General features: G+C 68.7%; 25 protein-coding genes. 9 read left to right on the forward strand and 16 right to left on the reverse strand.

Annotated features, from left to right (window positions below; all coding sequences use genetic code 11):
- Window positions 1-28: 28 nt before the first annotated feature.
- The gene (locus F1C10_RS08780) at window positions 29-1102 is read right to left on the reverse strand and encodes a nitronate monooxygenase family protein (RefSeq protein ID WP_185210154.1); all 1074 of its coding nucleotides are present in this window, start codon (window positions 1100-1102) and stop codon (window positions 29-31) included.
- A gap of 274 nt (window positions 1103-1376) precedes the next feature.
- Here F1C10_RS08780 and F1C10_RS08785 point away from each other — a divergent pair, with 274 nt between their 5' ends.
- The 3 genes from F1C10_RS08785 to F1C10_RS08795 are packed head-to-tail and all read left to right on the forward strand — an operon-like array spanning window position 1377 to window position 4062.
- Window positions 1377-1868, forward strand: coding sequence for an SOS response-associated peptidase family protein (locus F1C10_RS08785; RefSeq protein ID WP_258042803.1), 492 nt, complete (start codon window positions 1377-1379; stop codon window positions 1866-1868).
- Window positions 1865-3061, forward strand: a complete 1197-nt coding sequence (gene nhaA / locus F1C10_RS08790) for a Na+/H+ antiporter NhaA (RefSeq protein ID WP_185205482.1) — start codon at window positions 1865-1867, stop codon at window positions 3059-3061. The genes F1C10_RS08785 and nhaA overlap by 4 nt, the downstream gene beginning before the upstream one ends.
- Window positions 3058-4062 (forward strand): histone deacetylase family protein, encoded by a 1005-nt coding sequence (locus tag F1C10_RS08795; RefSeq protein WP_185205484.1) that lies wholly within the window; start codon window positions 3058-3060, stop codon window positions 4060-4062. The genes nhaA and F1C10_RS08795 overlap by 4 nt, the downstream gene beginning before the upstream one ends.
- Before the next feature lie 4 nt (window positions 4063-4066).
- On the opposite strand, the gene F1C10_RS08800 is transcribed toward F1C10_RS08795, so the two are convergent.
- Entirely contained in the window at window positions 4067-5296 is a 1230-nt protein-coding gene (locus tag F1C10_RS08800; protein WP_185205486.1) for a dipeptidase, read from the reverse strand.
- A gap of 233 nt (window positions 5297-5529) precedes the next feature.
- Between F1C10_RS08800 and F1C10_RS08805 the strand changes: the two genes are divergently transcribed.
- Complete coding sequence (locus F1C10_RS08805; RefSeq protein WP_185205488.1) at window positions 5530-5718, forward strand: hypothetical protein; 189 nt, start codon at window positions 5530-5532, stop codon at window positions 5716-5718.
- A gap of 9 nt (window positions 5719-5727) precedes the next feature.
- Here F1C10_RS08805 and F1C10_RS08810 read toward each other — a convergent pair whose 3' ends face one another.
- From F1C10_RS08810 to F1C10_RS08820, 3 genes are all read right to left on the reverse strand, one after another.
- Window positions 5728-6387: a peptidylprolyl isomerase gene (locus F1C10_RS08810; RefSeq protein ID WP_185205490.1), complete on the reverse strand. Its 660-nt coding sequence runs from the start codon at window positions 6385-6387 to the stop codon at window positions 5728-5730.
- 53 nt (window positions 6388-6440) lie between these two features.
- Window positions 6441-7823, reverse strand: coding sequence for a M20/M25/M40 family metallo-hydrolase (locus tag F1C10_RS08815; protein ID WP_185205492.1), 1383 nt, complete (start codon window positions 7821-7823; stop codon window positions 6441-6443).
- A 450-nt stretch (window positions 7824-8273) separates the two neighbouring features.
- Window positions 8274-8807, reverse strand: a complete 534-nt coding sequence (locus F1C10_RS08820; RefSeq protein WP_185205494.1) for a hypothetical protein — start codon at window positions 8805-8807, stop codon at window positions 8274-8276.
- An 84-nt stretch (window positions 8808-8891) separates the two neighbouring features.
- On the opposite strand from F1C10_RS08820, the gene F1C10_RS08825 reads away from it, so the two are divergent.
- Window positions 8892-9263 carry a PRC-barrel domain-containing protein gene (locus tag F1C10_RS08825; protein ID WP_185205495.1) on the forward strand — a complete coding sequence of 124 codons (372 nt, stop codon included), beginning with the start codon at window positions 8892-8894 and terminating at the stop codon, window positions 9261-9263.
- Window positions 9264-9288: 25 nt separating this feature from the next.
- Here the strand turns inward: F1C10_RS08825 and uvrB are convergent, their stop codons facing one another.
- Entirely contained in the window at window positions 9289-11481 is a 2193-nt protein-coding gene (gene uvrB, locus F1C10_RS08830; RefSeq protein WP_185205497.1) for an excinuclease ABC subunit UvrB, read from the reverse strand.
- A 114-nt stretch (window positions 11482-11595) separates the two neighbouring features.
- Here uvrB and F1C10_RS08835 point away from each other — a divergent pair, with 114 nt between their 5' ends.
- Both F1C10_RS08835 and F1C10_RS08840 read left to right on the forward strand, forming a co-directional pair.
- Window positions 11596-12936: an amidohydrolase gene (locus tag F1C10_RS08835; protein ID WP_185205499.1), complete on the forward strand. Its 1341-nt coding sequence runs from the start codon at window positions 11596-11598 to the stop codon at window positions 12934-12936.
- Window positions 12933-13259 (forward strand): hypothetical protein, encoded by a 327-nt coding sequence (locus F1C10_RS08840; RefSeq protein WP_185205501.1) that lies wholly within the window; start codon window positions 12933-12935, stop codon window positions 13257-13259. The genes F1C10_RS08835 and F1C10_RS08840 overlap by 4 nt, the downstream gene beginning before the upstream one ends.
- Window positions 13260-13277: 18 nt before the next feature.
- On the opposite strand, the gene F1C10_RS08845 is transcribed toward F1C10_RS08840, so the two are convergent.
- Together F1C10_RS08845 and F1C10_RS08850 are read right to left on the reverse strand one after the other, a co-directional pair.
- Window positions 13278-14447, reverse strand: coding sequence for an MBL fold metallo-hydrolase (locus F1C10_RS08845; protein ID WP_185205503.1), 1170 nt, complete (start codon window positions 14445-14447; stop codon window positions 13278-13280).
- Window positions 14448-14522: 75 nt separating this feature from the next.
- On the reverse strand, window positions 14523-14975 hold the full coding sequence (locus tag F1C10_RS08850) for a DUF2721 domain-containing protein (RefSeq protein ID WP_185205505.1): 453 nt from the start codon (window positions 14973-14975) through the stop codon (window positions 14523-14525).
- A 134-nt stretch (window positions 14976-15109) separates the two neighbouring features.
- On the opposite strand from F1C10_RS08850, the gene F1C10_RS08855 reads away from it, so the two are divergent.
- Window positions 15110-16189 (forward strand): GNAT family N-acetyltransferase, encoded by a 1080-nt coding sequence (locus tag F1C10_RS08855; RefSeq protein WP_185205506.1) that lies wholly within the window; start codon window positions 15110-15112, stop codon window positions 16187-16189.
- Here the strand turns inward: F1C10_RS08855 and F1C10_RS08860 are convergent.
- The gene (locus tag F1C10_RS08860) at window positions 16164-16826 is read right to left on the reverse strand and encodes a TetR/AcrR family transcriptional regulator (RefSeq protein ID WP_185205508.1); all 663 of its coding nucleotides are present in this window, start codon (window positions 16824-16826) and stop codon (window positions 16164-16166) included. The two genes, F1C10_RS08855 and F1C10_RS08860, sit on opposite strands and share 26 nt — an antisense overlap.
- Before the next feature lie 118 nt (window positions 16827-16944).
- Here F1C10_RS08860 and F1C10_RS08865 point away from each other — a divergent pair, with 118 nt between their 5' ends.
- On the forward strand, window positions 16945-18015 hold the full coding sequence (locus F1C10_RS08865) for a phosphotransferase family protein (protein ID WP_258042805.1): 1071 nt from the start codon (window positions 16945-16947) through the stop codon (window positions 18013-18015).
- Between the two features lie 377 nt (window positions 18016-18392).
- On the opposite strand, the gene F1C10_RS08870 is transcribed toward F1C10_RS08865, so the two are convergent.
- The 7 genes from F1C10_RS08870 to argB all read right to left on the reverse strand — a co-directional run bounded on the left by F1C10_RS08870 (window position 18393) and on the right by argB (window position 24196).
- A complete protein-coding gene (locus F1C10_RS08870; RefSeq protein WP_185205510.1) occupies window positions 18393-18620 on the reverse strand; it encodes a hypothetical protein in 228 nt (75 codons plus the stop codon).
- 217 nt (window positions 18621-18837) lie between these two features.
- The gene (gene acs / locus F1C10_RS08875; RefSeq protein ID WP_185205512.1) at window positions 18838-20775 is read right to left on the reverse strand and encodes an acetate--CoA ligase; all 1938 of its coding nucleotides are present in this window, start codon (window positions 20773-20775) and stop codon (window positions 18838-18840) included.
- Between the two features lie 107 nt (window positions 20776-20882).
- Window positions 20883-21500: a MarC family protein gene (locus F1C10_RS08880; RefSeq protein ID WP_185205513.1), complete on the reverse strand. Its 618-nt coding sequence runs from the start codon at window positions 21498-21500 to the stop codon at window positions 20883-20885.
- On the reverse strand, window positions 21497-21955 hold the full coding sequence (locus F1C10_RS08885; protein ID WP_185205515.1) for a hypothetical protein: 459 nt from the start codon (window positions 21953-21955) through the stop codon (window positions 21497-21499). Before F1C10_RS08885 ends, F1C10_RS08880 begins: the two co-directional genes overlap by 4 nt.
- A complete protein-coding gene (folD, locus tag F1C10_RS08890; RefSeq protein WP_185205517.1) occupies window positions 21955-22824 on the reverse strand; it encodes a bifunctional methylenetetrahydrofolate dehydrogenase/methenyltetrahydrofolate cyclohydrolase FolD in 870 nt (289 codons plus the stop codon). The genes F1C10_RS08885 and folD overlap by 1 nt, the downstream gene beginning before the upstream one ends.
- A 94-nt stretch (window positions 22825-22918) precedes the next feature.
- Window positions 22919-23224 (reverse strand): YggT family protein, encoded by a 306-nt coding sequence (locus tag F1C10_RS08895; RefSeq protein WP_258042806.1) that lies wholly within the window; start codon window positions 23222-23224, stop codon window positions 22919-22921.
- A 69-nt stretch (window positions 23225-23293) separates the two neighbouring features.
- A complete protein-coding gene (gene argB / locus F1C10_RS08900) occupies window positions 23294-24196 on the reverse strand; it encodes an acetylglutamate kinase (RefSeq protein WP_185205519.1) in 903 nt (300 codons plus the stop codon).
- Window positions 24197-24206: the final 10 nt, after the last annotated feature.

Raw genomic sequence — 24206 nt, forward strand, 5'->3', positions numbered from 1 at the left:
GTCGGTGAGCGCCCGGGCATCGCCTCGCTCACTCGTCCGCATCCCGGAGCGGCGTAGCGTCCAACGCCTCCCGCCACAGGATCTCAACCAGCTGCGCGGCAGGCAGCGAACGCGCGAGCGGCGCGCCTTGGCCGGCCCAGTGCGCGCCGAACCCCGGCTCACCGGCAACGCGCGCCGCCGCGTTCAGCGCCTTGCCCGCATCGTAGGCGATTGGATAATCCGGCGCGGGAAGCCCGGTCGCTTCCCCCCATCGGGTAAAGCGGTTCGCCAGGCAGCGCGCCGGCCGGCCCGATATAGCGCTCGTCATGATCGTGTGATGCGCATCTTCCCCGAACAGCGCCGCGCGATAGCTGGCGTCGGCGCTGCTCTCCGGACACGCGACGAAGGCGGTGCCCAGCTGCGCGGCCGCGGCGCCGAGGCTGAGCGCCGCGCGGACGCCGGCGCCATCCATGATCCCGCCCGCGGCGATGACGGGTAGGGTCGTTTGCGTGACGAGCAGCCGCGTCAGCGCCACTGTGCCGAGCCGGTCATCGCGCGCCGCAGGATCGAACACGCCGCGATGCCCGCCGGCCTCCCACCCCTGCGCGACGACCAGATCGATGCCGGCCGCTTCGATCTGCCGCGCTTCATCGAGGCTGGTAGCAGAGGCGAGCAACAGGCAGCCGGCGCCCTTCAACGCCGCGATCTTTTCCTTTGTCGGCACGCCGAAGTGGAAACTGATCACCGGCGGCGCCGTCTCCAGCAGCATCGCGAACATCGTGTCGTCATCGGCGAAGCTGGTGTAGATCGTCCTCAACACCGGCGGCGGCGACGCGCCGTAGCGCTCGAAATTCGGCCGAAGCGCATCGATCCATCGCCGCTCGCGCATGGCATCGCGCTGCGGCGTCGCATGGACGAAGAGATTGACGTTGAAGGCGCGGCGGGTTCGGGCGCGAACGGCGTCGATCATCGATCGCGCTCCGGCGGCATCGGTCGCGCCGACACCGATCGAACCCAGACCGCCGGCCTCGGACACCGCAGCCGCCAATTGCGGTGTTGAAACGCCCGCCATCGGAGCCTGTACAATGGGAATGGTGACACCGAGATGCTGGAGCGAGCGCATCACCGGGCCATGCGCGCGGCGGCGGCGCGTCGCAATCGTGCAGCGCCCTAGCAACCGCGCCACCGACGCGTCGCGATCGCACCCACGAACGAGGCACAGATGAATCGCCAACACATCGATCAGAAGCGGCCGACAAGGTTAGCGCCCGCAGGCGCAACCCGCTAACCCTCCCCGCATGTGCAACGAGGCCGCCCGCCGCATCGCTCTCGGCGAACTCCGCAATGACTGGGGCGAGACGCGCATACCGCTCGTTTTCCCCGAAGGCGTGCCAAACATGGCACCGCTCGAGGGCTTCCGTATCACCGATCCGACGATCATCATTCGCGGCGTCGAGGGCGCCGCGGATCGGGCGGAATGCGTCACGCGCCGCTGGAGCTGGCCGGGTGCAGGCGGGCGGCCGGTCTACAATTATCGCTCGGACGGGCGCAGTCTCGTCCAGGGCCGCTGCCTGATCCCGGTCGACGCGTTCTTCGAGTTCACCGCGCCGGCCGATCCCAAGGCGAAGCGCAAGGACAAATGGGCCTTTCGCCTCGTCGATCATCCGTGGTTCTGCATCGCCGGCCTGTGGCGGCACGACGCGGCAGTCGGCGAAGCCTTCACCATGCTGACGTGCGAGCCCGGCCCCGACATCGCGCCCTATCATTCGCGCCAAGTCGTCGTGCTCGGCCGTGATGCCTGGGCAGCGTGGCTCGACCCGGCGGTGCCCTCAGCCGATCTGTGCCGGCCGCTGCCCGCGGGCAGCCTCTCGGTGGAGCCGGCGCGTTGACGCGGCGCCGCTCCGCGCTGCGCGCGTTCCTCGCCAACGAGGCCGCCGGCGGCGTCGTCCTGATCGTCGCCGCGATCCTCGCGATGATCGTCGCCAACCTGCCCGCGACGGCAGAGGGCTATGCGCACGCGCTCCATGCCGAAATCGGTCCGATCCTAGCGCCGCAGCTCGGCTCGATGACGGTCCACCTGTGGATCAACGACGGGCTGATGGCGCTGTTCTTCCTGCTCGTCGGGCTGGAGATCAAGCGCGAGTTCGTCGACGGACGGCTGGCACAGGCGGATCAGCGCCGCCTGCCCTTCCTCGCCGCCGCCGCCGGCATGGCAGTCCCCGCGCTCGTCTTCCTAGCGATCGTCGGCGACGCGCCGCAGCTGCAGCGCGGCTGGGCGATCCCCGCGGCGACCGATATCGCCTTCGCCGTCGGCATCATGGCGATGCTCGGCTCGCGCGTTCCCTCCGCGCTGAAGCTGCTGCTGACGACGGTGGCGATCGTCGACGATATGGGCGCCGTCGCGATCATTGCGCTCGCTTATACCGATCAGATCAGCGCGGTCGCGCTCGCCGGTGCGGGGCTCGCCACGATCGTCCTCTACGTCATGAACCGGCGGGGGGTGATGGCGTTGTGGCCGTATCTGCTCGTCGGCGCCGCATTGTGGCTGTTCGTGCTGCGATCGGGCGTCCATGCGACGATCGCGGGCGTCGTCACCGCCGCCTTCGTGCCCATCGTTCGCACGCCGGGTGCGCCCGACGCCGCGCACTCGCCGCTCCACCGCCTCGAACACGCGCTTCACCCGTGGGTCGCCTTCGCGATCGTGCCGCTGTTTGCGTTCGCCAATGCCGGCGTCGCGCTGGGCGGCACGGGGTGGGCGATCGTCGGCGAGCCGCTCGTGCTGGCGGTGGCGGCAGGGCTTTTCTTCGGCAAGCAGATCGGCATTTTCGGCATGATCTGGGGCGCCGCGCGACTCGGCATCGCCAAGCCGCCGCACCGCGTCAGCTGGGCGCAGCTCTACGGCATGGCGCTGCTCGCCGGGATCGGCTTCACGATGAGCCTGTTCATCGGCACGCTCGCCTTTCCCCTCGACCCCGCGCTGGTCGAGGAAGTGAAGGTCGGCGTGCTCGCCGGCTCGATCGCTTCGGCGCTCGCCGGCGCGATCGTCCTCGCGCTCGCGAAGTCCGCGAGCCGGGCGTCGTGAAACGCTTCTTCTCCCCCGCACAGCTCGCGCACGCGCCGCGGCACGAGCTCCACAACGGCGGTTTCACGGACTATGCCGAGAAGCCCGCCCGCGCACAGGCGATCCTCGACGCGATCGGCGGCGCGGACGCCCCGCCCGATCGCGGCGACGCGCCGATCCTCGCGGTGCATTCGCCCGACTATTGCGCGTTCCTGCAACAGGCTTCAGCCGCCTGGGCTGCCGCCGGACGCCCCGGCGATGCCCTGCCTTATGCTTTTCCGATCGTCGGCCGTCGCCCGCTGCGGCTCGATCGCATCGACGCGCTGCTCGGCCGCCATTCGTTCGACGCGACGACGCCGATCACGCCCGCCACCTGGACGAGCGCCTACGGCAGCGCGCAATCGGCGCTCGCTGCCACACACGCGGTGCTCGGCGGGGAGCCCGCCGCCTTCGCGCTGTGCCGTCCGCCCGGCCACCACGCCGGCGCCGATTATTGCGGCGGCTACTGCCACCTCAACGTCGCCGCGATCGCCGCGCAGGCAGCGCGCGATGCCGGCCACACGCGCGTCGCGATCCTCGACATCGACTATCACCACGGCAACGGCACGCAGGACATCTTCTGGCAACGCGGCGATGTTTTCTACGCCAGCGTCCACGCCGATCCCGCGACCGATTATCCCTTCTACTGGGGCCACGCCGACGAGACCGGCGAGGGCGCGGGCGAAGGCACGACGCTCAACCTGCCACTGCCGCACGGCACCACGCTCGACGCGTTCCGCACAGCGCAGAGCCGCGCTCTCGACGCGATCGCGCGCTGGGGCGCGAGCTTCCTCGTGCTCAGCTTCGGTGCGGACACGTGGGAGGGTGATCCGATCAGCCACTTCGCGCTGCGCACGCCCGATTACACCGTCCTCGCGCGCGATATCGTCGCACTCGGGCTGCCGACGGTGATCGTGATGGAGGGCGGCTATGCGATCGATGCGCTCGGCGCCAACGTCGCGAGCCTCCTCGCCGGCTTCTGAGGCGTCAGTTCGGCGCGGTTGCGTCGATCGGCGGCCGGCCCTTCTGGCTCGCCGCTACCGCCTCTACCCGCTCGATCACGCGCAGCACGTTGCCCTGCGCCATCGCCGCGAGATCGACGTCGCTCCACCCACGCCGGGCAAGCTCGGCGAACAGCCTCGGATAGCCGTCAACGCCCGCCATGTCCTCCGGCGCCGTGCCGCCGATCCCGTCGTAATCGCCGCCGATCCCCACCGCGCCGCGCCCGGCGACGCGCGCGATATGCTCGACATGGTCGGCAAGGGTTGCGGCGGTCACGCGCGGCATCGGATGCGCGGCATCCCACGCGACCAGCGGCGCCGGCGCCTTGGGGCCGTAGGCATCGGTGGCAAGCCCGTTCGCCTTGCCGAACGCGGTCCGCTCGCGATCCCACGCCCGCCACGCGCTCGACAGGAACGCCGGATAGACGTTGACCATCACCACGCCGCCCGCCGTGCCGATCCGCCGCAGCAGATCGTCAGGGATGTTGCGCGGCGCATCCGCCAGCGCGCGCGCCGAGGAATGCGACGCGATCACCGGTGCCGCCGCGACGTCGAGCACCGCGGCCAGCGTCGCGTCGGACACATGGCTCACGTCGACGATCATCCCGATGCGGTTCATCTCCGCCACCACCTGCCGCCCGAAGGCAGTGAGTCCGTTGGCGCGCGGGGCATCGGTCGATGAATCGGCCCAGGCAAGGCTCTTGCCGTGCGTCAGCGTCATGTAACCAACGCCGAGCGCCTTCATCTGGCGCAGCACCGAAAGCCGCCCGTCGATCTGATGCCCGCCCTCGATCCCGATCAGCGAAGCGATCCGCCCGGCGCGCTGCGCCTCGCGTATGTCGGTGGCGCTCGTCGCCAAGGCGAACGCGGCCGGTTTCGCCGCGACGAAGCGGCGCACGATGTCGATCTGCTCCAGCGTCATTTCCACCGCGCGCGGCCCGGTCGTGTCGGCGGGTATCCACACCGACCAGAATTGCCCGCCGACCCCGCCCCGCCGCAGGCGCGGCACGTCGGTCTGCAGCGGATAGGGCAGCGCGGCCGTGTTGCGCGAGAGATCCAGCGCCTCCACCCGCGCCTCGTGCCGCTCGCGGATCTCCCAGGCGAGATCGTTGTGCCCGTCGATGATCGGGGCGCGTTCCAGCAACCGCGTCACGCGTGCTGGCACCGGCGGCACCGCGGGCGCAGCAGCGGCAAGTAGAAGCGCGATCAATGCCATAAGCCCCCGCTTCGGAACGGAACGGAAACGCACGCACCGCGTTCTGCACCGTTAACTCCCGGCGATGTTGCCGGGATTCACAGCATTGGAAAGACACCCGGACGAAAGATCAAGGCAAATGGCAGGCACTATATCAAGGCCGTGAGCGACGTTCGAAAAGATCGCCACCTGCCTGATTTAAAACTGTAAAATTGCGCCCATATGGAAGCGCAGGAGAGACCGGAGTAGCATTGGTGACCGACGACAAGGACTATTTCTACCGCCGCGCCGAACTCGAGTTGGAAATGGCGCAGCGCACCGAGCATCCGGAAGCGGTGAAGGCGCATTACACGATCGCCAGCTACTATCTCGACAAGGTCTACAGCGACGCGGACGACGCCGTCATCGATCCCGCCGCGTCGGACGAGCCGACGCCCGCCTAGCGTCGCCGCTTAGCCGTCCTTGCGCCCCTCGATCAGCCACGGGCGCGGGCGGCCGGTCGGGCGCGGTTTGCCGTCGAGCCGCACCGATCGGGTAATGACGACGGGCTTCAGCAGCATCGTTCCTGCCATCCGCCCGCCGGTCGGCTGCGCCAGGATACGCTTGATCACCGCTTGGCCCCCAACCACCCGGCCGAACGCCGCATAGCCCGGGTTGGTCTTGGTCCAGTCCATTTGCGGCGCCGCGCCGACGGTGATGAACCAATTGCCGTTCGCCGATCCCGGTGGCCCACGCCGCGCCATCGATATCGTCATGTCGAGATGCTTGATCCCCGTCTTGGCCGTCGATTCATGCGGGATCAGATCGAGGAAGCGGCGCGCGTCGGTGCGGATGCCCGATTGCACGAAGCCATATTGCGGCGCCGCTTTGTTGCGCGCCACGCGGTAGAAGGCGATCCCGTCGAACCGCCCGTCGTCGACATAGCGCATGAAGTTGGCGGTCGTCTCCGGCGCGCGCTTCGCGTTCAGCGCCAGCACGATCGGCCCCATCGCCGTTTCCAGCCGAACGCGGACGAAGCCCGGCGTCGGCCGATCGGCGCGCTGCGCGGCGGCGGGGGCCACGATCGTAGGCAGCATCGCGCCGATCAGCGCGGACGACAGGATGATACGCATCCCCGCGCGGTAGCCGCCGACGCTTCGCAGCGCCAGCGCTCCGCGCGCTCACCTCATTTCGACAGATCGGTCAGCACCGAACGGTAATAGCGCACGCCAAGCGGCACGTTGTCGATCGGGGTGCGCTCGTTCAGCCCGTGTGCGAATTCGTCCGATTCTTTCAGGAACAGCGGGCTGATGCCGTAGCTGGGGATGCCGACCGATCGGAACCACATCGAATCGCTCGCGCCGGCGGACATCGACGGGAACATCGGCACGCCCGGCCGCACCGCGCCGATCGCCTTCTTCACCGCGGTCATCACGTCGGGGCGCAGCGGCGAGGCGTCGGTCGGATTCGAGCCCTCGGTCACGTCGCTGAACTTTACTGCCGGATCAGCGGCGACGCGTTGCAGCTCGGCCATCACCGCCGCCGGCTTCACGCCCGGAAAGATGCGGCAGTTGATGTTGGCGGTCGCGCGCTGCGGCAGCGCGTTCAGCGCATGTCCGCCGCTGATCGTCGTCGTCACGCACGTGGTGCCGATCTGCCCGACATAGGCGGGGCTCGCCGCCAGCGTTTCGATCGCCGCCTTGTCAGCAGGGTTCACCGCAAAGGCGCGCATCGCCTTGCCGAGTTCCGGTGTCTGGCGCGCGGCGATGCCCTCGAAATAGCCCTTGGTGATCGGGCTCAGCTGCGGCGTGAAGCGATAGCCGCCGATCCGCGCCAGCGCCGCCGCCAACTGGTTGATCGCATTGTCGCGCCGTGGCGCCGACGAATGGCCGCCGGCGTTGGTCACCTCCAGCTGGAAATCGGCGTAGGTCTTTTCCGCCGCGCCGACGGTGAAATATTGCGGACGCCCGTCCTCGCCCAGCAGCCCGCCGCCGCCATCGACGTTGAGCGCCATCTCCGCGCCCTTCAGCCGCTCGGCAAGGATCGACGATGTCTTCATCACCGTTTCCTCGTCGCCCGAGAAGGCGAGCACGATGTCGCGCCGCGGCGTGTAGCCGGCACGCTTCATGTCGATCAGCGTGGCGACCACCAGCGCCATGTCGAGCTTCATGTCGGTCGCGCCGCGGCCGAAGAGATAGCCGTTCTCGATCACCGGGGTGAACGGATCGCGCTGCCAGTCGGCAGGCTTCGCCTCGACGACGTCCATATGGCCGGAGATGACGAGCGCCGGCGCCTTTGCGTCGCTCCCGCGCCACCGCGCCATGAACAGCGCGGTATCGTCGACCGGCTCGACGGTGATGTCCCCGGCGGCGAACCCCGCCGCCACCATCTGCTGCTTGAGATAGGCCGCTGCCGCCGGCGTCTGGTTGCCCGCCCCGCGCACCGTGCGCAGCGAGATCAGCTTCTTGGCGATCTCGATCGCCTGCGCGTCCGCCGCGCCTCCCGCCGGCGCCGCCTGCGCGCCGCTCGCCGCCAGCAACACTGCCGCGAGCATCCCAACCGTCTTCATCTGCTGACCCCCTGCTTTCCCGCCACGCTACCGGGGCGCTCCAGATATGAGAAGGGGCGGATAGGAGAAGAGCCGGATAGGAGAAGAGCCGGATATGAGAAGAGGTTGCCGAACGATCCCGCAGGACCGTCCGACAACCCCTAAACATGGTCAGCGGCCGGAGAGCTCCAGCCCGGGAGACCATGCGGGCCTCTACTGCCTATGCATTCCGGCGTTGACTGGGGGAGGATACCCCCCGCCGGGCCGCGGCGGCGTTAGAAGCGCGTCCCCCGAACGAACTGAACCGACCCCATTGCTGAACCATGAGACATCGGATCACCTCCTTTCGCTGGTTGATAACGAGCGTGGCCAGCGCGGCCACACCGGCAATGTCAGCCGAAGTGCGGCGCGATGCAAGGGCTGTTTTGCACCGTTCGCCGTATGGCCGCCGCATCGCCCGCTACACCCGCATCAGCCGCGGCAATCCTCGATCACGCGCCCGATCTCGGCATAGGTCGGCAGCACCAGCGGCGGCGTGCCGGCCTGTTCCAGCACGACGCGCCCGCGGCTGAACGCCATCGCGTCGAGCAGCGGATCGCGCACGCCAAGCTCCGCCGCGACGTACGGCACCGTCCCGCCCGTCGGCCGCACCGTCACCGCCTTGGTGGTGTTGCTGGTGCGTACCGTCATCGCCCCGGTCGCGTCGCCGGCGCGCGACAGATAGATGCGTCCCGCCCCCCGGTCGCAGCGCAGCACCGCACGCGCCTCGCCGCCCGCCTGCCCGAACATCGCGCGCGAGCCGCGCTCGTTGCGCCGATACGTCCACGTCCCCGGCGTACGCGGCCAATCCTGCCAGTCCGACGCAAGCGGCGCCGGTGCCGACACGGGCGGCGGTGGCGGTGGTGCCTTCGGCGGCGGCGGCGCGGGCGGCTCGGCCGGCGGCGCGACGCAGCAGGTGACGGCGAGCATCAGGGCGCTGGCGGCGAATAGGCGGGAATTTCGCATCGTGCGCACCCTAGCGGCCCTGCCGAAAGGCTCAACTGGAACCGGCGCGGCCCTGGAGCGGTTCAGCGCGACAGGAGGACATATATGAGCACGACCGATACGCAGACCCTGGTACTGATCGAAACATCGCTCGCCGGCACGATGAAGGTCGAAAGTCGCGACGGCGACAAGCTCGGCAGCGTATCCGCGTTCATGGTCCACAAGCGCATCGGCCGCGTGACGCACGCCGTGCTCAGCCTCGGCGGGTTCCTCGGCGTCGGCAAGAGCTACTATCCCCTGCCCTTCTCGCTGCTGCAGTTCGATCCGGTGCGCGATCTCTACGTCGTCACGATCGATCGCCGGCTGCTCGAAGGCGGGCCGAGTTGGGCGAACAACGCGCCGCAGTTCGACCAGGCCTATGCCGATCGCGTCGCAAGCTACTACGGCGCGGGAACCGAGGATCTCTCGCTGAACTGACGCCGCGGCGACGGCGGAGCGGCGGTCAGCGCCGCTTCGCCATCCGCATCTGCTGCTGCTTGCCGAACCGCGTCTTGCGCGTCCCCGGCTTGCCCTCGTTGCTGCGCCCCATCAGCGGCGCCTTCTGCTCGTGGACGGGGAGGCCGAGCTCTTCCTGCTCGAGGTTGCGGATTTCGTCGCGCAGGCGGCCCGCTTCCTCGAACTCGAGATCCGCGGCGGCCTTGCGCATCTTCTTCTCGAGCTCCTCGATATACGCACGCAGGTTGTGCCCCACCATGTGCGGCCGCTGCTCGTCACCCGTATCGACCAGCACGCTGTCCTGGTTGGAGACGTGCGCGATGATGTCGCCGATGTTGCGCTTGATCGTCGTCGGCGTGATACCGTGTTCCAGGTTGTACGCCTCCTGCTTCTCGCGGCGGCGCGCGGTCTCGTTCATCGCGCGCTCCATCGATCCGGTGATCCGATCGGCGTAGAGGATCACGCGCCCGTCGACGTTGCGCGCCGCGCGTCCGATCGTCTGGATCAGCGACGTCTCGGAGCGCAGGAAGCCCTCCTTGTCGGCGTCCATGATGCACACCAGCCCGCATTCGGGAATGTCGAGCCCCTCGCGCAGCAGGTTGATGCCGATCAGCACGTCGTAGACGCCCAGCCGAAGGTCACGGATCAGCTCGATCCGCTCCAATGTCTCGACGTCGGAGTGCATGTAGCGGACCTTGACGCCCGCTTCGTGCATATACTCGGTGAGATCCTCCGCCATGCGCTTGGTCAGCGTGGTGACGAGCGTACGATAGCCGAGCTCCGCCGTCTTGCGGCACTCGACGATACAGTCCTGCACCTGCTCCTCGACCGGCTTGATCTCGACCGGCGGGTCGATCAGCCCGGTGGGGCGGATGACCTGCTCCGCGAACACGCCGCCGGTCTGCTCCATCTCCCACCCGCCCGGCGTCGCCGAGACGCTGACGGTCTGCGGGCGCATCGCGTCCCACTCGTTGAAGCGCAGCGGGCGATTGTCGATGCAGCTCGGCAGGCGAAAGCCGTACTCCGCCAGCGTGATCTTCCGCCGATGGTCGCCGCGCGCCATCGCGCCGATCTGCGGCACCGTCTGGTGGCTCTCGTCCACGAACAGCAGCGCGTTCTCGGGCAAGTATTCGAACAGTGTCGGCGGCGGCTCGCCCGGCAGGCGGCCGGTCAGGAAGCGGCTGTAATTCTCGATCCCGTTGCAGCTTCCCGTCGCCGCGATCATCTCGAGATCGAAATTGGTGCGCTGCTCCAGCCGCTGGTGCTCGAGCAGCTTGCCCTCGGCCTCCAACTCCTTCAGCCGCTCGGTCAGCTCGTGGCGGATCGCCTCGCTCGCCTGCTTCATCGTCGGCCCCGGCGTCACATAGTGCGAATTGGCGTAGATCCGCACCGAGTTCATGCTCGCCGCCTTCTTGCCCGTCAGCGGATCGAACTCGACGATCTCCTCGATGTCGTCGCCAAAGAAGCTGATCCGCCACGCCGCGTCTTCGAGGTGCGACGGGAAGATTTCCAGATTGTCGCCCTTCACGCGGAAATTGCCGCGCGCGAACGCCGCGTCGTTGCGCTTGTACTGCAGCGCGACGAGCTTCCGCACGATCTCGCGCTGGTCGACGGTCTGCCCCTTCTTCAGGTCGAAGATCATCGCCGAATAGGTCTCGACCGATCCGATACCGTACAGGCAGGAAACAGAGGCGACGATCAGTACGTCGTCGCGCTCGAGCAGCGACCGCGTAGCCGAGTGGCGCATCCGGTCGATCGCCTCGTTCACCGAGCTTTCCTTCTCGATGTACGTGTCGGACCGCGGGACGTACGCCTCGGGCTGGTAATAATCATAGTAACTGACGAAATACTCGACCGCATTCTCCGGGAAGAAGCTCTTGAACTCGCCGTAGAGCTGCGCCGCGAGGATCTTGTTCGGCGCGAGGATCAGCGCCGGACGCTGCAATTTCTCGATCACCTTGGCCATGGTGAAGGTCTTGCCCGAGCCGGTGACGCCCAGCAGCACCTGGTCCTTCTCGCCCGCCAGCGCCGCCTGCGTCAGCTCGGCGATCGCCGCGGGCTGGTCACCCGCCGGCTCGTAATCCGATACCAGCTTGAAGCGGCGTCCGCCCTCCACCTTCTCCGGCCGGGTGGGGCGATGCGGAACGAAGCTCGCGCCGGTTTCTGGTTCGTCGAGGGTCGTTCGGATCTGGATCGCCATGCTGCACGATATGGGTCGCGACAGGGGCGAACGAAAGGGCATCGGGGCCGACGAAGCGGCTTCACCGCGCCACGTCGACGGCTATGGTGCCCGACGATCAATCGGGGGAATCGCATGCGCCGCACCGTCACCGCCATCCTGCTCGCCGCGGCGCCTCTGCCCGCGCTCGCCGCGCCCGATTACCAGGCGCAGGTGAAGGCCGACTGGGATCGCGACCTCGGCAGATTGTGGGACCAGTTCCACCGCAATCCCGAGCTGTCGTTCCGCGAGATCAAGACCGGCGCGGCGATGGCGGCCGAATTGCGCAAGGTGCCCGGCATGCAGGTGACGGAGAAGGTCGGCCAGACCGGCGTCGTCGGCGTGCTGAAGAATGGCGCCGGGCCCGTGGTGCTGATCCGCGCCGATATGGACGGGCTGCCGGTGGAGGAGAAATCCGGCCTCGCCAACGCGTCGAAAGTGCGCCAGGTCGGCGTCGACGGCGTCGAGGCGCCGGTGATGCACGCTTGCGGCCACGATACGCACATCGTCGCGCTGCTCGCCGCCGCGCGCCGCCTTGCCGCGCTCAAGGATCGCTGGGCCGGCACGATCGTATTCATCGTCCAGCCGGCGGAAGAGCGCGTCGGCGGCGCCAAGGCGATGCTGGCGGATGGCCTCTACAGCAAATTTCCCAAGCCCGATTACGCGCTCGCCTTCCACGTCGCCGCCGCGATGGAGACGGGCAAGGTCGCCGCGGGCGAGACGATCCAATATTCCTCGTCCGATTCGGTCGACATCACCATCCCCGGCATCGGCGCGCACGGCGCCAGCCCGCACATGGGCAAGGACCCGGTCTACATGGCCTCGCAGCTCGTCGTCGCTCTGCAGGGGCTCGTCAGCCGCGAGCGCTCGCCGCTCGCACCCGGCGTCATCACCGTGGGCTCGTTCCACGCCGGGCTGAAGCACAATATCATCTCGGACGAGGCGAAGCTGCAGGTGACGGTGCGCGCCAACCACGAGGCGACGCGCGCGCAACTTCTCGCCGGGATCAAGCGCGTCGCCGCCGGCATCGGCACGCTGAACGGCGTGCCGGCGGACAAGATGCCCGTCGTGACGGTGACCGAGGGTACGCCGACGACGATCAACGATACCCCGCTCGCCAAGCGGCTCAACGCGGTAATGGTTGACACGCTCGGCGCCGCCAACGTCGTGCCGTTCGAGCAGATGGGCATGGGGGCGGAGGACTTCGCCTATCTGGTACAGCCCGATACCGGCGTGAAAGGCTATTATTTCGCGGTCGGCGGCACGCCGCGCGCGGCGTTCGAGGCGGAGCGCCAGGGCGGCCCCGCGGTGCCCTCGCACCACTCGCCGCTGTTCAAGATCACCCCCGAACCCGTCGTCGTCACCGGTGCGACGGCGATGACCGCCGCCGCACTCGATCTGCTGAAGCCAGGCGCCACCGTGGGTGCCGCACGGTGATCCGCGCCCGCTCTACGCTCGCCGCGCTGCTCCCCGCGATCCTGCTCGCCGCCTGCGACGTCGGCCCCGACCCCGCCGAGGTCGCGCGCATCCGTGAGGGCACTGAGGCGGTCCGCGCGACGCTGAAGCAGCCTCAGACCGCGCAGTTCAAGAACGTCGCGGCGTACGGCCAGACGGTGTGCGGCGAGGTCAACGCCAGCGTCGGCATGGGGCAGACGGGCTACGAGCGCTTCATCCTGAAGGACGGCAAGGTCACGCTCGCGTCGCAGCTGTCGACCGATACCGAGATGGATCAGCGGTGGGCCGCCGACTGCAAGACGTGATCCGCGTCCGGCGGCGCGTCAGCGCAATGTACTGATCGCCGGGCTGCGCAGCGCCGGCCCGATCCGCGCCTCGTCGATCCGCTGCGTCGGCGGCGCATAGCCCGGCACCTCCACCGGCACGCCGATCGGCACCGGTGCGAATGCCGCCGGGTCGCCGCCGCTCGCGCGCATCACCGCGTCGAGCATCCGCGGCGGCGTGTCGCGCGCTTCGTAGCTCAGCCGGAACGTGCCCCAGTGGATCGGGATCGCGCGCGCCGCGCCGAGCCGGGCGAACACGCGTGCCGCCTGGCCCGGCCCGATATGGCTACCCGATTCCATCTGTCCCGGCACGAAGCGGAACGCCCCGATCGGGATCAGCGCCAGCCGCACCGGGCCAAGCGCCGCCGCCTCAGCGGGCCATTTGCCGTCGCCGAGCCCGGTGTCGCCGGCGAAGAACAGATTGCCGCCCGGCAGGCGGACGACGAAGGCGGACCACAGCGCCCGATTGCGATCGACGAACCAGCGGCTGCCCCAGTGATGATTGCGCACCACCGCCACCTCGATCCCGGGCCGCACCACCACGCGCTGCCCCCAGTCGATCGCCGTCGCGCGCGCGCCGGTCTGTCCGATGACGCTGTCGTTGCCGAGGCTCGTAACGATCGTCGGCCGGTCGCGCTCCCACAATTGCTTCAGCGTCGCCTTGTCGAGATGGTCGTAGTGATTGTGGCTGACGAGGATGAGGTCGATCTTGGGCAGGTCCTCGATCCGCACGCCGGGCGCGGTCACGCGCTTGGGGCCGAACCCGAACGGCCCGGCATTCTCCGCCCAGATCGGGTCGGTCAGGATGTTGATCCCCTGCGTCTGCACCAGCACGCTCGCATGGCCGATCCACGTCGCGACCATCCGCGCGCCCGCGATCCGCGGCGCCGGGCGATGCTGTGCCACCGCGACACGCTCAGGCCACGCCGGTCGCCCGTCGGTCCCTGTCAGGTTCCCCCACAGGAAGCCCGCGCGGCTGCCGCCCGTCGGCGGGCGCGCGGTATCCTCGTCACCGTCGGGATTGAAGAAGCGCCCGCCGTCGAAATGGCCGCCTGCCGGCCCCTCATAATAGATGCGGTCGAGGAAGCGCGGCACGATCGTCACCGTCAGCAGCACCGCGATGACGACGAACAGCGCAATCGCGCCAAGTCGCTTGAGGATCAGCGCCATCGTCTCGTTCCATGCTGCGTAGCGATTGATAAAGATCAGGCGGCTCGGCCGGTTCCGCCGCCCGTCATCAGCCCGTCACCCGCGCAGCAGCTCGTCGCGAACGTGGATCGCGCGCAGCGAGATCCGCACCTCGATCATGAAGGAGACCAGGCTGGCGATCAGCAGCAGCATCGCCAGGATGAAGGCGACCGCGACATATTGCCCGATATGCAACATCGCGAGCACCGCGACGAACAGCAGCGCGACGACCGCGCACGTCATCACCGCCGACGAGACGGCCAGGAACAGCGCACGGTTGATGATCGTCATGCGCCGGTCGAGCAGCCGCAATTCCCACACGTGGCGCTCATGCTCTGGCCCGCTCGATCGCGGATGCAGCGCCTCCAGCGCCCGCGCACGATCGATCACGCGCGACAGCCGCCCGGCGAGCACGTTGAGCAGTGCGCCGATCCCCGCCAGCATGAACACCGGGCTCAGCGACAGCTGGATCGTCTGCGCGATCGTCAACACTTCGGGCGAATAGGGCATGACGCGCGATGTGCCGCGCTGGCGGATCGCCGGCAAGCGGCAACGCGGGGGTAACCCTCGCCGCCGCAGCAATGCGGCGGTTACCCCCGCCGCCGCAACGCGGCGGTAACCTCCGCCGCGCTAAGCGCGCGGACATGACCAAGCCGCTCGTCCTAGATGCGTTCGAACGCCTGCCCCGGCTGGTCCGCACCACCTTCGTCGAAGGGCTGTCGAACACGATCGATCAGGTGGCGGAAGCAGCCGCGCCGAGCCACGCCTTCCTTCGCCAGTCGTGGTTCGCGGCGGCGATCGCGGCGTATGGCGGGCGTGTACGCACCCTCACCGTGCATGCCGAGGACCATCCCGTTCTCGCGCTACCGCTGATATCGGTCGGTCCCGCGCTGCTCGGCGTCGCGGCGGTGCCAGGGAGCTACTGGCCGTTCCGCAGCTTTCCGCTCGCGCCCGATGCCGGCGCCGAAGTGCTCGATGCCGCGCTCGCCGCCCTCGCCCCGCGGATCGCCGCGCTGCGTATCGGCCCGGTGTACGACGACGACGTCGCGGTAATGCCGCTGCTCGACGCGGCGCGCGCACGCGGTTGGGGCGTCGTCGGGCGCTTCATCGCATCGAGCTTCCTGCTCGACATGGCCGCCGCGCGCGCCGAAGGCACGTGGCCGCGCAATTCCACGCTGCGCAAAAATCGCTTCCACGAAAAGCATCTCGCCGAGCACGGCCGGCTCGACTGGCGCTTCGTCTCGGGCGCCGACTGGCCGGCCGCGTTCGACGATCTCGCGGCGGTCGAATGGACCAGCTGGATCGCGACGCGCACCGATGGGCGCGACGCAAAGTTTACGCGCGCGGGGCACGGCGCCTTCTGGCGCGCCGCCGCCGCCGATCCGGTGCTCGCCGCGATGTTTCGCGCGGCGCTGCTCACCGTCGACGATCGCCCCGCCGCCTTCTCGTTCGATATCGACGCCGGCCCGCTCAAATATGCTATCGCCAACAGCTACGATCCCGCCTTCGCCAAACATTCGCCGGGCAAGCTGCTCTACTATCGCAACCTCGTCGACGCGCTCGATCGCGGCATCGCTCGCGTCGACTGGGGGGCGGGCGACAGCGGCTACAAGCGAACGATCGGCGCCGCCGAAGGCCCCGCGATCCGGGACTGGCTGCTGCTGCGCCCCGGCGTGCCCGCCGCGCTGGCGCCCGCGATCAGGCGCCTCTGGCGGGGCCGATGAGCACCGCCTCGACCGCGTCGATCATCCCCTCGGTCGCCACCGGCTCGCCCCAATAGGGGTGATCGAGCCCCGCGCCGGCATCGCGCGCCGCCTCGCGCCCGGCGAGCAGCGTGCGCAGCGACAGCCCCGCGAACAGCAGTCGCTGGTTGACCAGTGCGAGCGGCAGGTGATCGAGTAGGCGGTGGAAGTGCGCCAGGCACCGCACATAGCCCGCCGAATGCTCGCCCCCCGCCCATTGGTCGAACATTTGCCGCCGTTCGGTCTGCATGCTCGTCATGAAGCGGAAATACGTCTCGCTTTCGCCGTTCGCGCCGCCCATCTCAGCGTTGGGGACGACGAGCGCGCGGACGACGTCGCGCAGCTCGACGGTCCCGCGCGCCTCCGCCTCGTCGAGCATCCGCATGCGCAGCCCGTCGATCAGATCGGCGCCCTCGACGACGAGTTCGCGCAGCAGATCGTCCTTGCTGCCGAAATAATAATGCACCGCCGCCGCGTTGCGCTGTCCCGCCGCCTCTACGATCTCGCGCATGCCCACCGCCGCGATCCCGCGCTCGGCGAACAGGCGGCGGGCGGCACGCTTCAGCTCGTTTCGGGTGGTGCCGCCGCGGCCGGCGGATTGGGGACGCGCAAGGTTCATACGGCGGCAGCATCGACCATGGCGCGCGGCGGTTCAAGTCACCTGGCTTAGATTGACGCGCCCCACCCCCCTCTCCATGATAATCCGAACGACTTAACGACGGGTGGGAGAGGCGATCGTGGCAGAGCTGGCGCACGACCGGGAGGCTTGGCGCGAACTGATCGATCTCGGCGCGCTCGCACGCTGGATGGACGGTAAAGACCTCGGCACCGGCATGCCGATCGAAGACGCCGACACGCTCGGCGGCGGCACGCAGAACATCCTGCTGCGCTTTACCCGCGCCGGCCGCACCTATGTCCTGCGTCGCCCGCCGCGCCGCCCGCGGCCCGAGAGCGACGAGGTGATGCGGCGCGAAATGAAGGTGCTCGCCGCACTCGCCGGATCGGACGTGCCGCACCCCGGCTTCATCGCCGGCGAGGGCGATCCCGCCGTGCTCGGTACCGCTTTCTACCTCATGGAGCCGATCGACGGCTTCAACGCGACCGTCGGCCTGCCGCCGCTTCACGCCGGCAGCGCCGACGTGCGCCGCCGCATGGGGGAGGCGATCGTCGACGGCGCGGTCGCCCTGTCGCGCGTCGATCCGCACGAGGCGGGGCTCGACGATCTCGGCAAGCTCGACGGCTGGCTCGAACGGCAGGTCGGCCGCTGGCGCGCGCAGCTCGACGGCTATGCCAAGTTCGACGGGTGGAGCGGGCTCGAAGCGCTGCCCGACGTCGAGGCGATCTGCGCCTGGCTCGATGCCAATCGTCCCGCGACGATGCAGGCGGGGCTGATCCACGGCGATTATCACCTGTCGAACGTCATGTATCGCCCCGACGGGCCGGAGCTCGCCGCGATCGTCGATTGGGAGCTCGCCAGCCGCGGCGATCCGCTGCTCGATCTCGGCTGGCTGACGGCCACCTGGCGCGATCCCGACGAAGCGAACCAGCGCGTCTCGGTAACGCCGTGGGACGGGTTCCCGACGCTCGCCGAGATCGTCGATCGCTATCTTGCCGCCACCGGCCGTAGCGCCGCCGACGCGCGCTGGTACACCGTGCTCGCCCCGTTCAAGCTCGGCGCGATCCTGGAAGGAAGCCACGCGCGCGCCTGCGCCGGCCTCACGCCAAAGCCGATCGGCGACGCGCTCCACGCGCACACCATCTCGCTGTTCGAACGCGCGCTGCGCCGGATCGACAAGCCGCTGCTGTAACGCGGTCTTTGCGGTTCGCGGGTCCACGCAGCCCCGTGACCTAATCTCGCACACGGCAGGGCTCAGCGCGCGAACAACAGCGCGGCGGCGATGCCGACCGACACGGCGAACAATATGGCGGGCGATAACAGCCCGATCTGGGGCGCCAAACGCTCCCAGGCTGGCGCGCTCGGCAAGCGTCGTGATCCCTCGCGATCGTCAGCAGCACGCCAGTCGCGGGCCTGCGCTGCCACACAATGGGATCGCGAGCCGACCGCGCATCATGCGCCGATCACCGGACGTGACACAAGCAAACGCGGGGTCGCGCTTGTTCGTTAAAGTCCCCGCCCGCATTGCCCAGCGATACATGGAACCGCGCCGCGGATAGCGGCGGCGCTTTAATTAGCTGCGGAGCGCGCCTCGCTCGAACGGTGCGCGCGCGCCTTGGCGGTCAGCACGATATGGCCGCGCTTCTCCTGCACCCATCCCAGCCGGGTCAGCGCGTCGAGCGTATATTGGCAGTCGCCGCGCGAGATCATCAGATGTGGTCCGGCGTGACGCGCGGACCCCAGAACCTTTTCGAGCAATTCGGGCGTGATCCACGCGCCGTCGTCTTGCTGACCCAATGCGAACCCCCCACGGGTGATCGGCCGTCGGATGCGACCTGCATCGCTACCGAGCGCCGACTCGCCGCGCGGGTCAAGCCGGTGCGCGGCGCCATCTGTCCGGCCGAAACGTTTCGGCGACGAGTCGTTGCGGCCGGGCCATGCCGGCGCCGTTGGAGCACCGTTAGAGGCGGGACGGTGACCCCCCCCAGCGCGCATGTCGTCCCGAGTCGGTCCTTCAGCCGATGCGGTTCGCTACCAGATCGTCGACCACCGCGGGGTCTGCCAGTGTCGACGTGTCGCCCAGGCTCGATACGTCGCCTTCGGCAATCTTGCGCAGGATCCGCCGCATGATCTTGCCGCTGCGCGTCTTGGGCAGCCCGGGTGCGAACTGCAGCGCGTCGGGGCTGGCGATTGGCCCGATCTCCTTGCGCACCCACTGGCGCAGCTCGCCCGCCAGCGCGTTCGTTCCCTCCTCGCCGGCGTTGAGCGTGACATAGGCGTAGATGCCCTGCCCCTTCATGTCGTGCGGCATACCCACCACCGCCGCCTCGGCAACCTTGGGATGGAGCACCAACGCGCTCTCCACCTCGGCGGTGCCCATGCGATGGCCCGACACGTTGATCACGTCGTCGACGCGGCCCGTGATCCAATGATAGCCGTCCGCGTCGCGCCGGCAGCCGTCGCCGGTGAAATACTTGCCGCGGTAGGTCGTGAAATAGGTCTGGAAGAAGCGATCGTGATCGCCCCACACGGTGCGCATCTGCCCCGGCCAGCTGCCCGTAATGCACAGGTTGCCGCTCACCGCCCCCTCGAGCACCGCGCCATTCTCGTCGACCAGCTGCGGGTGGACGCCCGGCAGCGGTTTGGTCGCCGATCCGGGTTTGAGGTCGGTCGCGCCGGGCAGCGGCGCGATCAGCGCGCCGCCCGTCTCGGTCTGCCACCAGGTATCGATGATCGGCGAGCGGCCCTCACCCACCACGTCGTGATACCAGCGCCATGCCTCGGGGTTGATCGGCTCGCCGACGGTGCCGAGCAACCGCAGGCTCGCCCGGCTGGTCGCCTTCACCGGCGTGTCGCCCTCCTTCATTAGGGCGCGGAGCGCGGTCGGCGCGGTGAAGATCGTGTGAACCTGGTGCCGGTCCACCACCTGCCAGATGCGGCTCGCGTCGGGCCAGGTCGGCAGGCCCTCGTACATCAACGTCGTCGCGCCATTCGCCAGCGGGCCGTAGACGATGTACGTATGCCCAGTGACCCAGCCGATATCGGCCGCGCACCAGAAGACATCGCCCGGGCGATAATCGAACACCAGCTCGTGCGTGTAGCTCGCCCACAGCAGGTACCCGCCGGTGGTGTGCAGCACGCCCTTGGGCTTCCCCGTCGATCCGCTGGTATAGAGGATGAACAGCGGGTCCTCTGCGTTCATCGGTTCGGGCGCGCAATCGGCCGGTACGCCCGCCGCCGCCTCGTGATACCAGACGTCGCGCGCGTGCATCGGCACGTCGTCCCCCGTCGCCCTGACGACGATCACCTTCTCCAGGCTCGGCGCGCGCTCGGCCGCCGCATCGACGTTCGCCTTCAGCGGGATCTTCTTGCCCCCGCGCCGCCCGCAATCGGCAGTGATGACGAGCTTCGAATCGCAATCCTCGATCCGCCCGGCGAGCGCGTCGGGGGAGAAGCCGCCGAACACCACCGAGTGGATCGCGCCGATGCGCGCACACGCGAGCAACGCGAACGCCGCCTCCGGGATCATCGGCAGATAGATCGTCACGCGATCGCCCTTGCGCACGCCCTGCGCCTTCAGCACGTTGGCGAAGCGGCACACTTCGGCGTGAAGCTCGGCATAGGTGAAGCGGCGCGGCGCCTCACCCGGCTCGTCGGGTTCCCAGATGATGGCGACACTGTCGGCACGCTCGGGCAGGTGCCGGTCGATGCAATTGGCGGAGACGTTGAGCACGCCGTCCTTGAACCATTCGATGTGGAAATCGCCCTCGTCGAACGACCAGTCACCCGCCGTAGTCGGCGAAGTCATCCAATCGAGCCGCTTCGCCTGCTCCAGCCAGAAGGCGTCGGGATCGGTTGCCGCCGCCGCGTAGAGCGCGTCATAGCCCGCCCGATCGACCCGCGCCGCCGCCGCCCATGCGTCGGGCACGCGATAGAGTTGCTGGTCGGCCATGCGTCGTCTCCTTTTACGCCCTGATGGCCGCTTGGCGACACGCTTGGCAACCCGCCGCGCCCTGCCCTTCGGTGCGACGTGCACCTCGATAGCGGGGGCGGGAACCGCTAGCCCAGCTGGGCCTGCACGCCGTCGATCACGAACTGCACCGCCAGTGCGGCGAGCAGTACGCCGAGCAGCCGGGTGATCACCGCCTCGATCTTGTGCCCCAACAGCCGCATCATCGGCCCCGCGGCGAGCAGTGCGATCAGCGTCAGCGCGAGATTCAGCCCCAGCGCCGCCATAACGATCGCCGATCGCTCCAGTCCGTCGTTGCGCGCCATCAGCAGCATCACGCTGGCGATCGATCCCGGCCCCGCGATCATCGGCATCGCCATCGGGAAGATCGAGACGTCTTCCGCCTCCTCGGGGGTGATGTTCGCCGCGCGATCCTCGCGCCGCTGCGTCCGCTTCTCGAACACCATCTCGAGCGCGATCAGAAACAGCATGATCCCGCCCGCGATGCGGAACGAGGCGAGCTCAATGCCGAGCCCCTTGAGCAGCTTCTCGCCGAACAGCGCGAAGACGAGCAGGATCAGCGCCGCGACCCCGACCGCGCGCACCGCCATCGCCCGCCGCTGTGCGGCACCGGCCCCTGCGGTCAGCCCGGCATAGATCGGCGCGCATCCCGGCGGGTCGATGACCACGAAGAAGGTGATGAAGGAAGAAACGAACAGCTCGATCACGGGCGCTGCTCCTTGCGCGGCGACGCCGGAACGCGGCCGTCGATCACCGAACCGTATGATCCTCCGGCCCACGATTGCACGACGTCGCCATGACCGCCGTCGGGTGCGACAGACCAGCGCCGGCGCAGCGTGCCGTCCGATTGCCGCTGCCAGATTGTGGAGAAATAATTTGATCGACCGCCAAGCGACAGCGTCCCGCCGGTATTCGCTGCGGTCGCGCCGTCGCACGAAGCGAAGCTCGCTGTCGGCCACCCGTCGACCGCAAGTGGCGGATCAGGCGCGTCCTTCATCAGCGCGTCGATCACGCGCTGCCGCGGCAGGGAAAGCGCGGCGTCCGCTTCCCATCTGCGAAACGCGGTCCACTGCCCGACCGCCTTCGCTTCAGCGGCGGAGGCGCGCTCCGCTTCGACGGCGGACTGCGGCGCGGCCGCCACGAGCAGCAGGGCGGACAACATCAGATCGCCGCAGCGAGCGTAATGCCGGCGCGCCGCGCGGCGGACACCAACGTATTGCGCAGCAGCACCGCGATCGTCATCGGCCCGACGCCGCCCGGCACCGGCGTCATTGCGCCAGCCACCTCAGCACAGGCAGGGTCGATGTCACCCACCAGCCCCTCCTCGGTGCGGTTGATGCCGACGTCGATCAGCGTCGCGCCCGGCTTGATCCACTCGGGCTTGATCATCTTCGGCCGGCCGACAGCGGCGACGACGATATCAGCGCGCTTCACGACCTCGGGCAGGTCGCGCGTGCGTGAATGGGCGACCGTCACGGTACAGCTGTCACTGATCAGAAGCTGCGCCATCGGCTTGCCGACGATGTTCGATCGCCCGATCACCACCGCGTCCCTGCCGCTCAGGTCGCCGAGCACGTCGCGCAACAGCATCAGGCAGCCGAGCGGCGTGCACGGCACGAAGCCCTCGAGTCCCGTCGCCAGCCGCCCGGCATTGACCGGGTGGAATCCGTCGACGTCCTTGTCGGGATCGATCCGCGTGATGATCGCGCTCTCATCGAGATGCTTGGGCAACGGCAGCTGGACCAGGATACCGTCCACTGCCGGATCGGCGTTGAGTCGATCGACCAGCGCCTCCAGCGCCGCCTGCGGCGTATCGGCCGGCAAGCGATGCTCGAAACTCTCCATCCCGGCGGCGATCGTCGCCTTGCCCTTCGAGCGGACATAGACCGACGATGCCGGGTCCTCGCCGACCAGCACCACCGCCAGCCCGGGCCGGCGGCCGGTCGCCGCCGTCACCTCGGCTGCGCCCGTCGCTACCCGCGCGCGAAGATCCGCCGCGAACGCCTTACCGTCGATTATCCGTGCCGTCATGGCCGCGCGCATAGCCGCGGTGGCGCGGTTACGCCACACACGCGGGGGCAAATCGTCACGACATCAGAATGCATCCCGCCCAGCGAGGCGCGGATCAGATCGATCCGATCATCACGCTGGCGGCGATGTTGTTGAGCACGATCGTCAGAATCGCGATCCCGATCAGCACCACCGCCGGCGCCAGATCGATCCCCTGCAGCTGCGGCAGGATGCGGCGCAGCGGGCGGTACATCGGCTCGGTCAGCCGGTCGAGCCCCTGGTAGAGCGAGCGGACGAAGTTCGACTGCATGTTGACGACGTTGAACGCGACCAGCAGCGACAGCACGAACTGGATGATGATCACCCACCAGACGACGTTCAGCAGCACCTGCAGGATCTGGATGATGGTTAGCAGCAGCAAGATCGATCTCCGTCGGCGTGTATCAGTCGTATAGCACAGTTGGGTGCGGCGCGCATCCCGGTCAAGGCGTCATCCCTGACGGATCAGCGTGCCCGCGCCGCGCCGCGTGAAGATCTCGAGCAGCATGCCGTGCGGCACGCGCCCGTCGAGCACCACCGCCGCGTCGACACCCGATTCGACCGCCGCGACGCACGTCTCGAGCTTGGGGATCATCCCGCCCGATATCGTTCCATCGGCGCGCAGCCCGGCGATGTCGCCCGGCGTCAGGTCGGTCATCAGCTCGCCGCTTTTGTCGAGCACGCCGGCGACGTCGGTCAGCAGGAAGAAGCGCTTGGCCCCCAGCGCCGCGGCGATCGCGCCGGCCATCGTGTCGGCGTTGATGTTGTAGGTGTGCCCGTCCGCGCCGATCCCGATCGGCGCGATCACGGGGATGATGCCCGCCGCGCTCAGCGTGTCGATGATTGTGCGGTCGACCGCCACCGGCTCGCCGACGAACCCAAGGTCCACCTTGCGCTCGATTCCCTGCAGCGGATCGGGCTGGTTGCGACCGACCTTCTCCGCCTGCACCAGGCCTGCGTCCTTGCCCGAAATGCCCACCGCGCGCCCGCCCGCCGCCGCGATCCACGACACGATCTGCTTGTTGATCGATCCGGCGAGGACCATCTCGGCGATCTCGGCGGTCTCGGCATCGGTCACGCGCAGGCCGTCGACGAAGCGCGATTCGACGCCGAGCCGTTTCAGCATCGATCCGATCTGCGGGCCGCCGCCGTGCACCACGACGGGGTTGATCCCCACCGCCTTCAGCAGCACGACGTCCTCGGCGAAATCGCGCTGCGCCTCGGGATCGCCCATCGCATGCCCGCCGTATTTCACGACAAACGTCGCGCCCGCGTACCGCTGCAGATACGGCAGCGCCTCGACGAGCGTCTCGGCTTTGGCCAGCAGCGCCGGCGCGGGGGCATGATCGGTCATGCGCGCAGGC

The sequence above is a fragment of the Sphingomonas sp. NBWT7 genome (genome assembly GCF_014217605.1).
Classification (GTDB): Bacteria; Pseudomonadota; Alphaproteobacteria; order Sphingomonadales; family Sphingomonadaceae; genus Sphingomonas.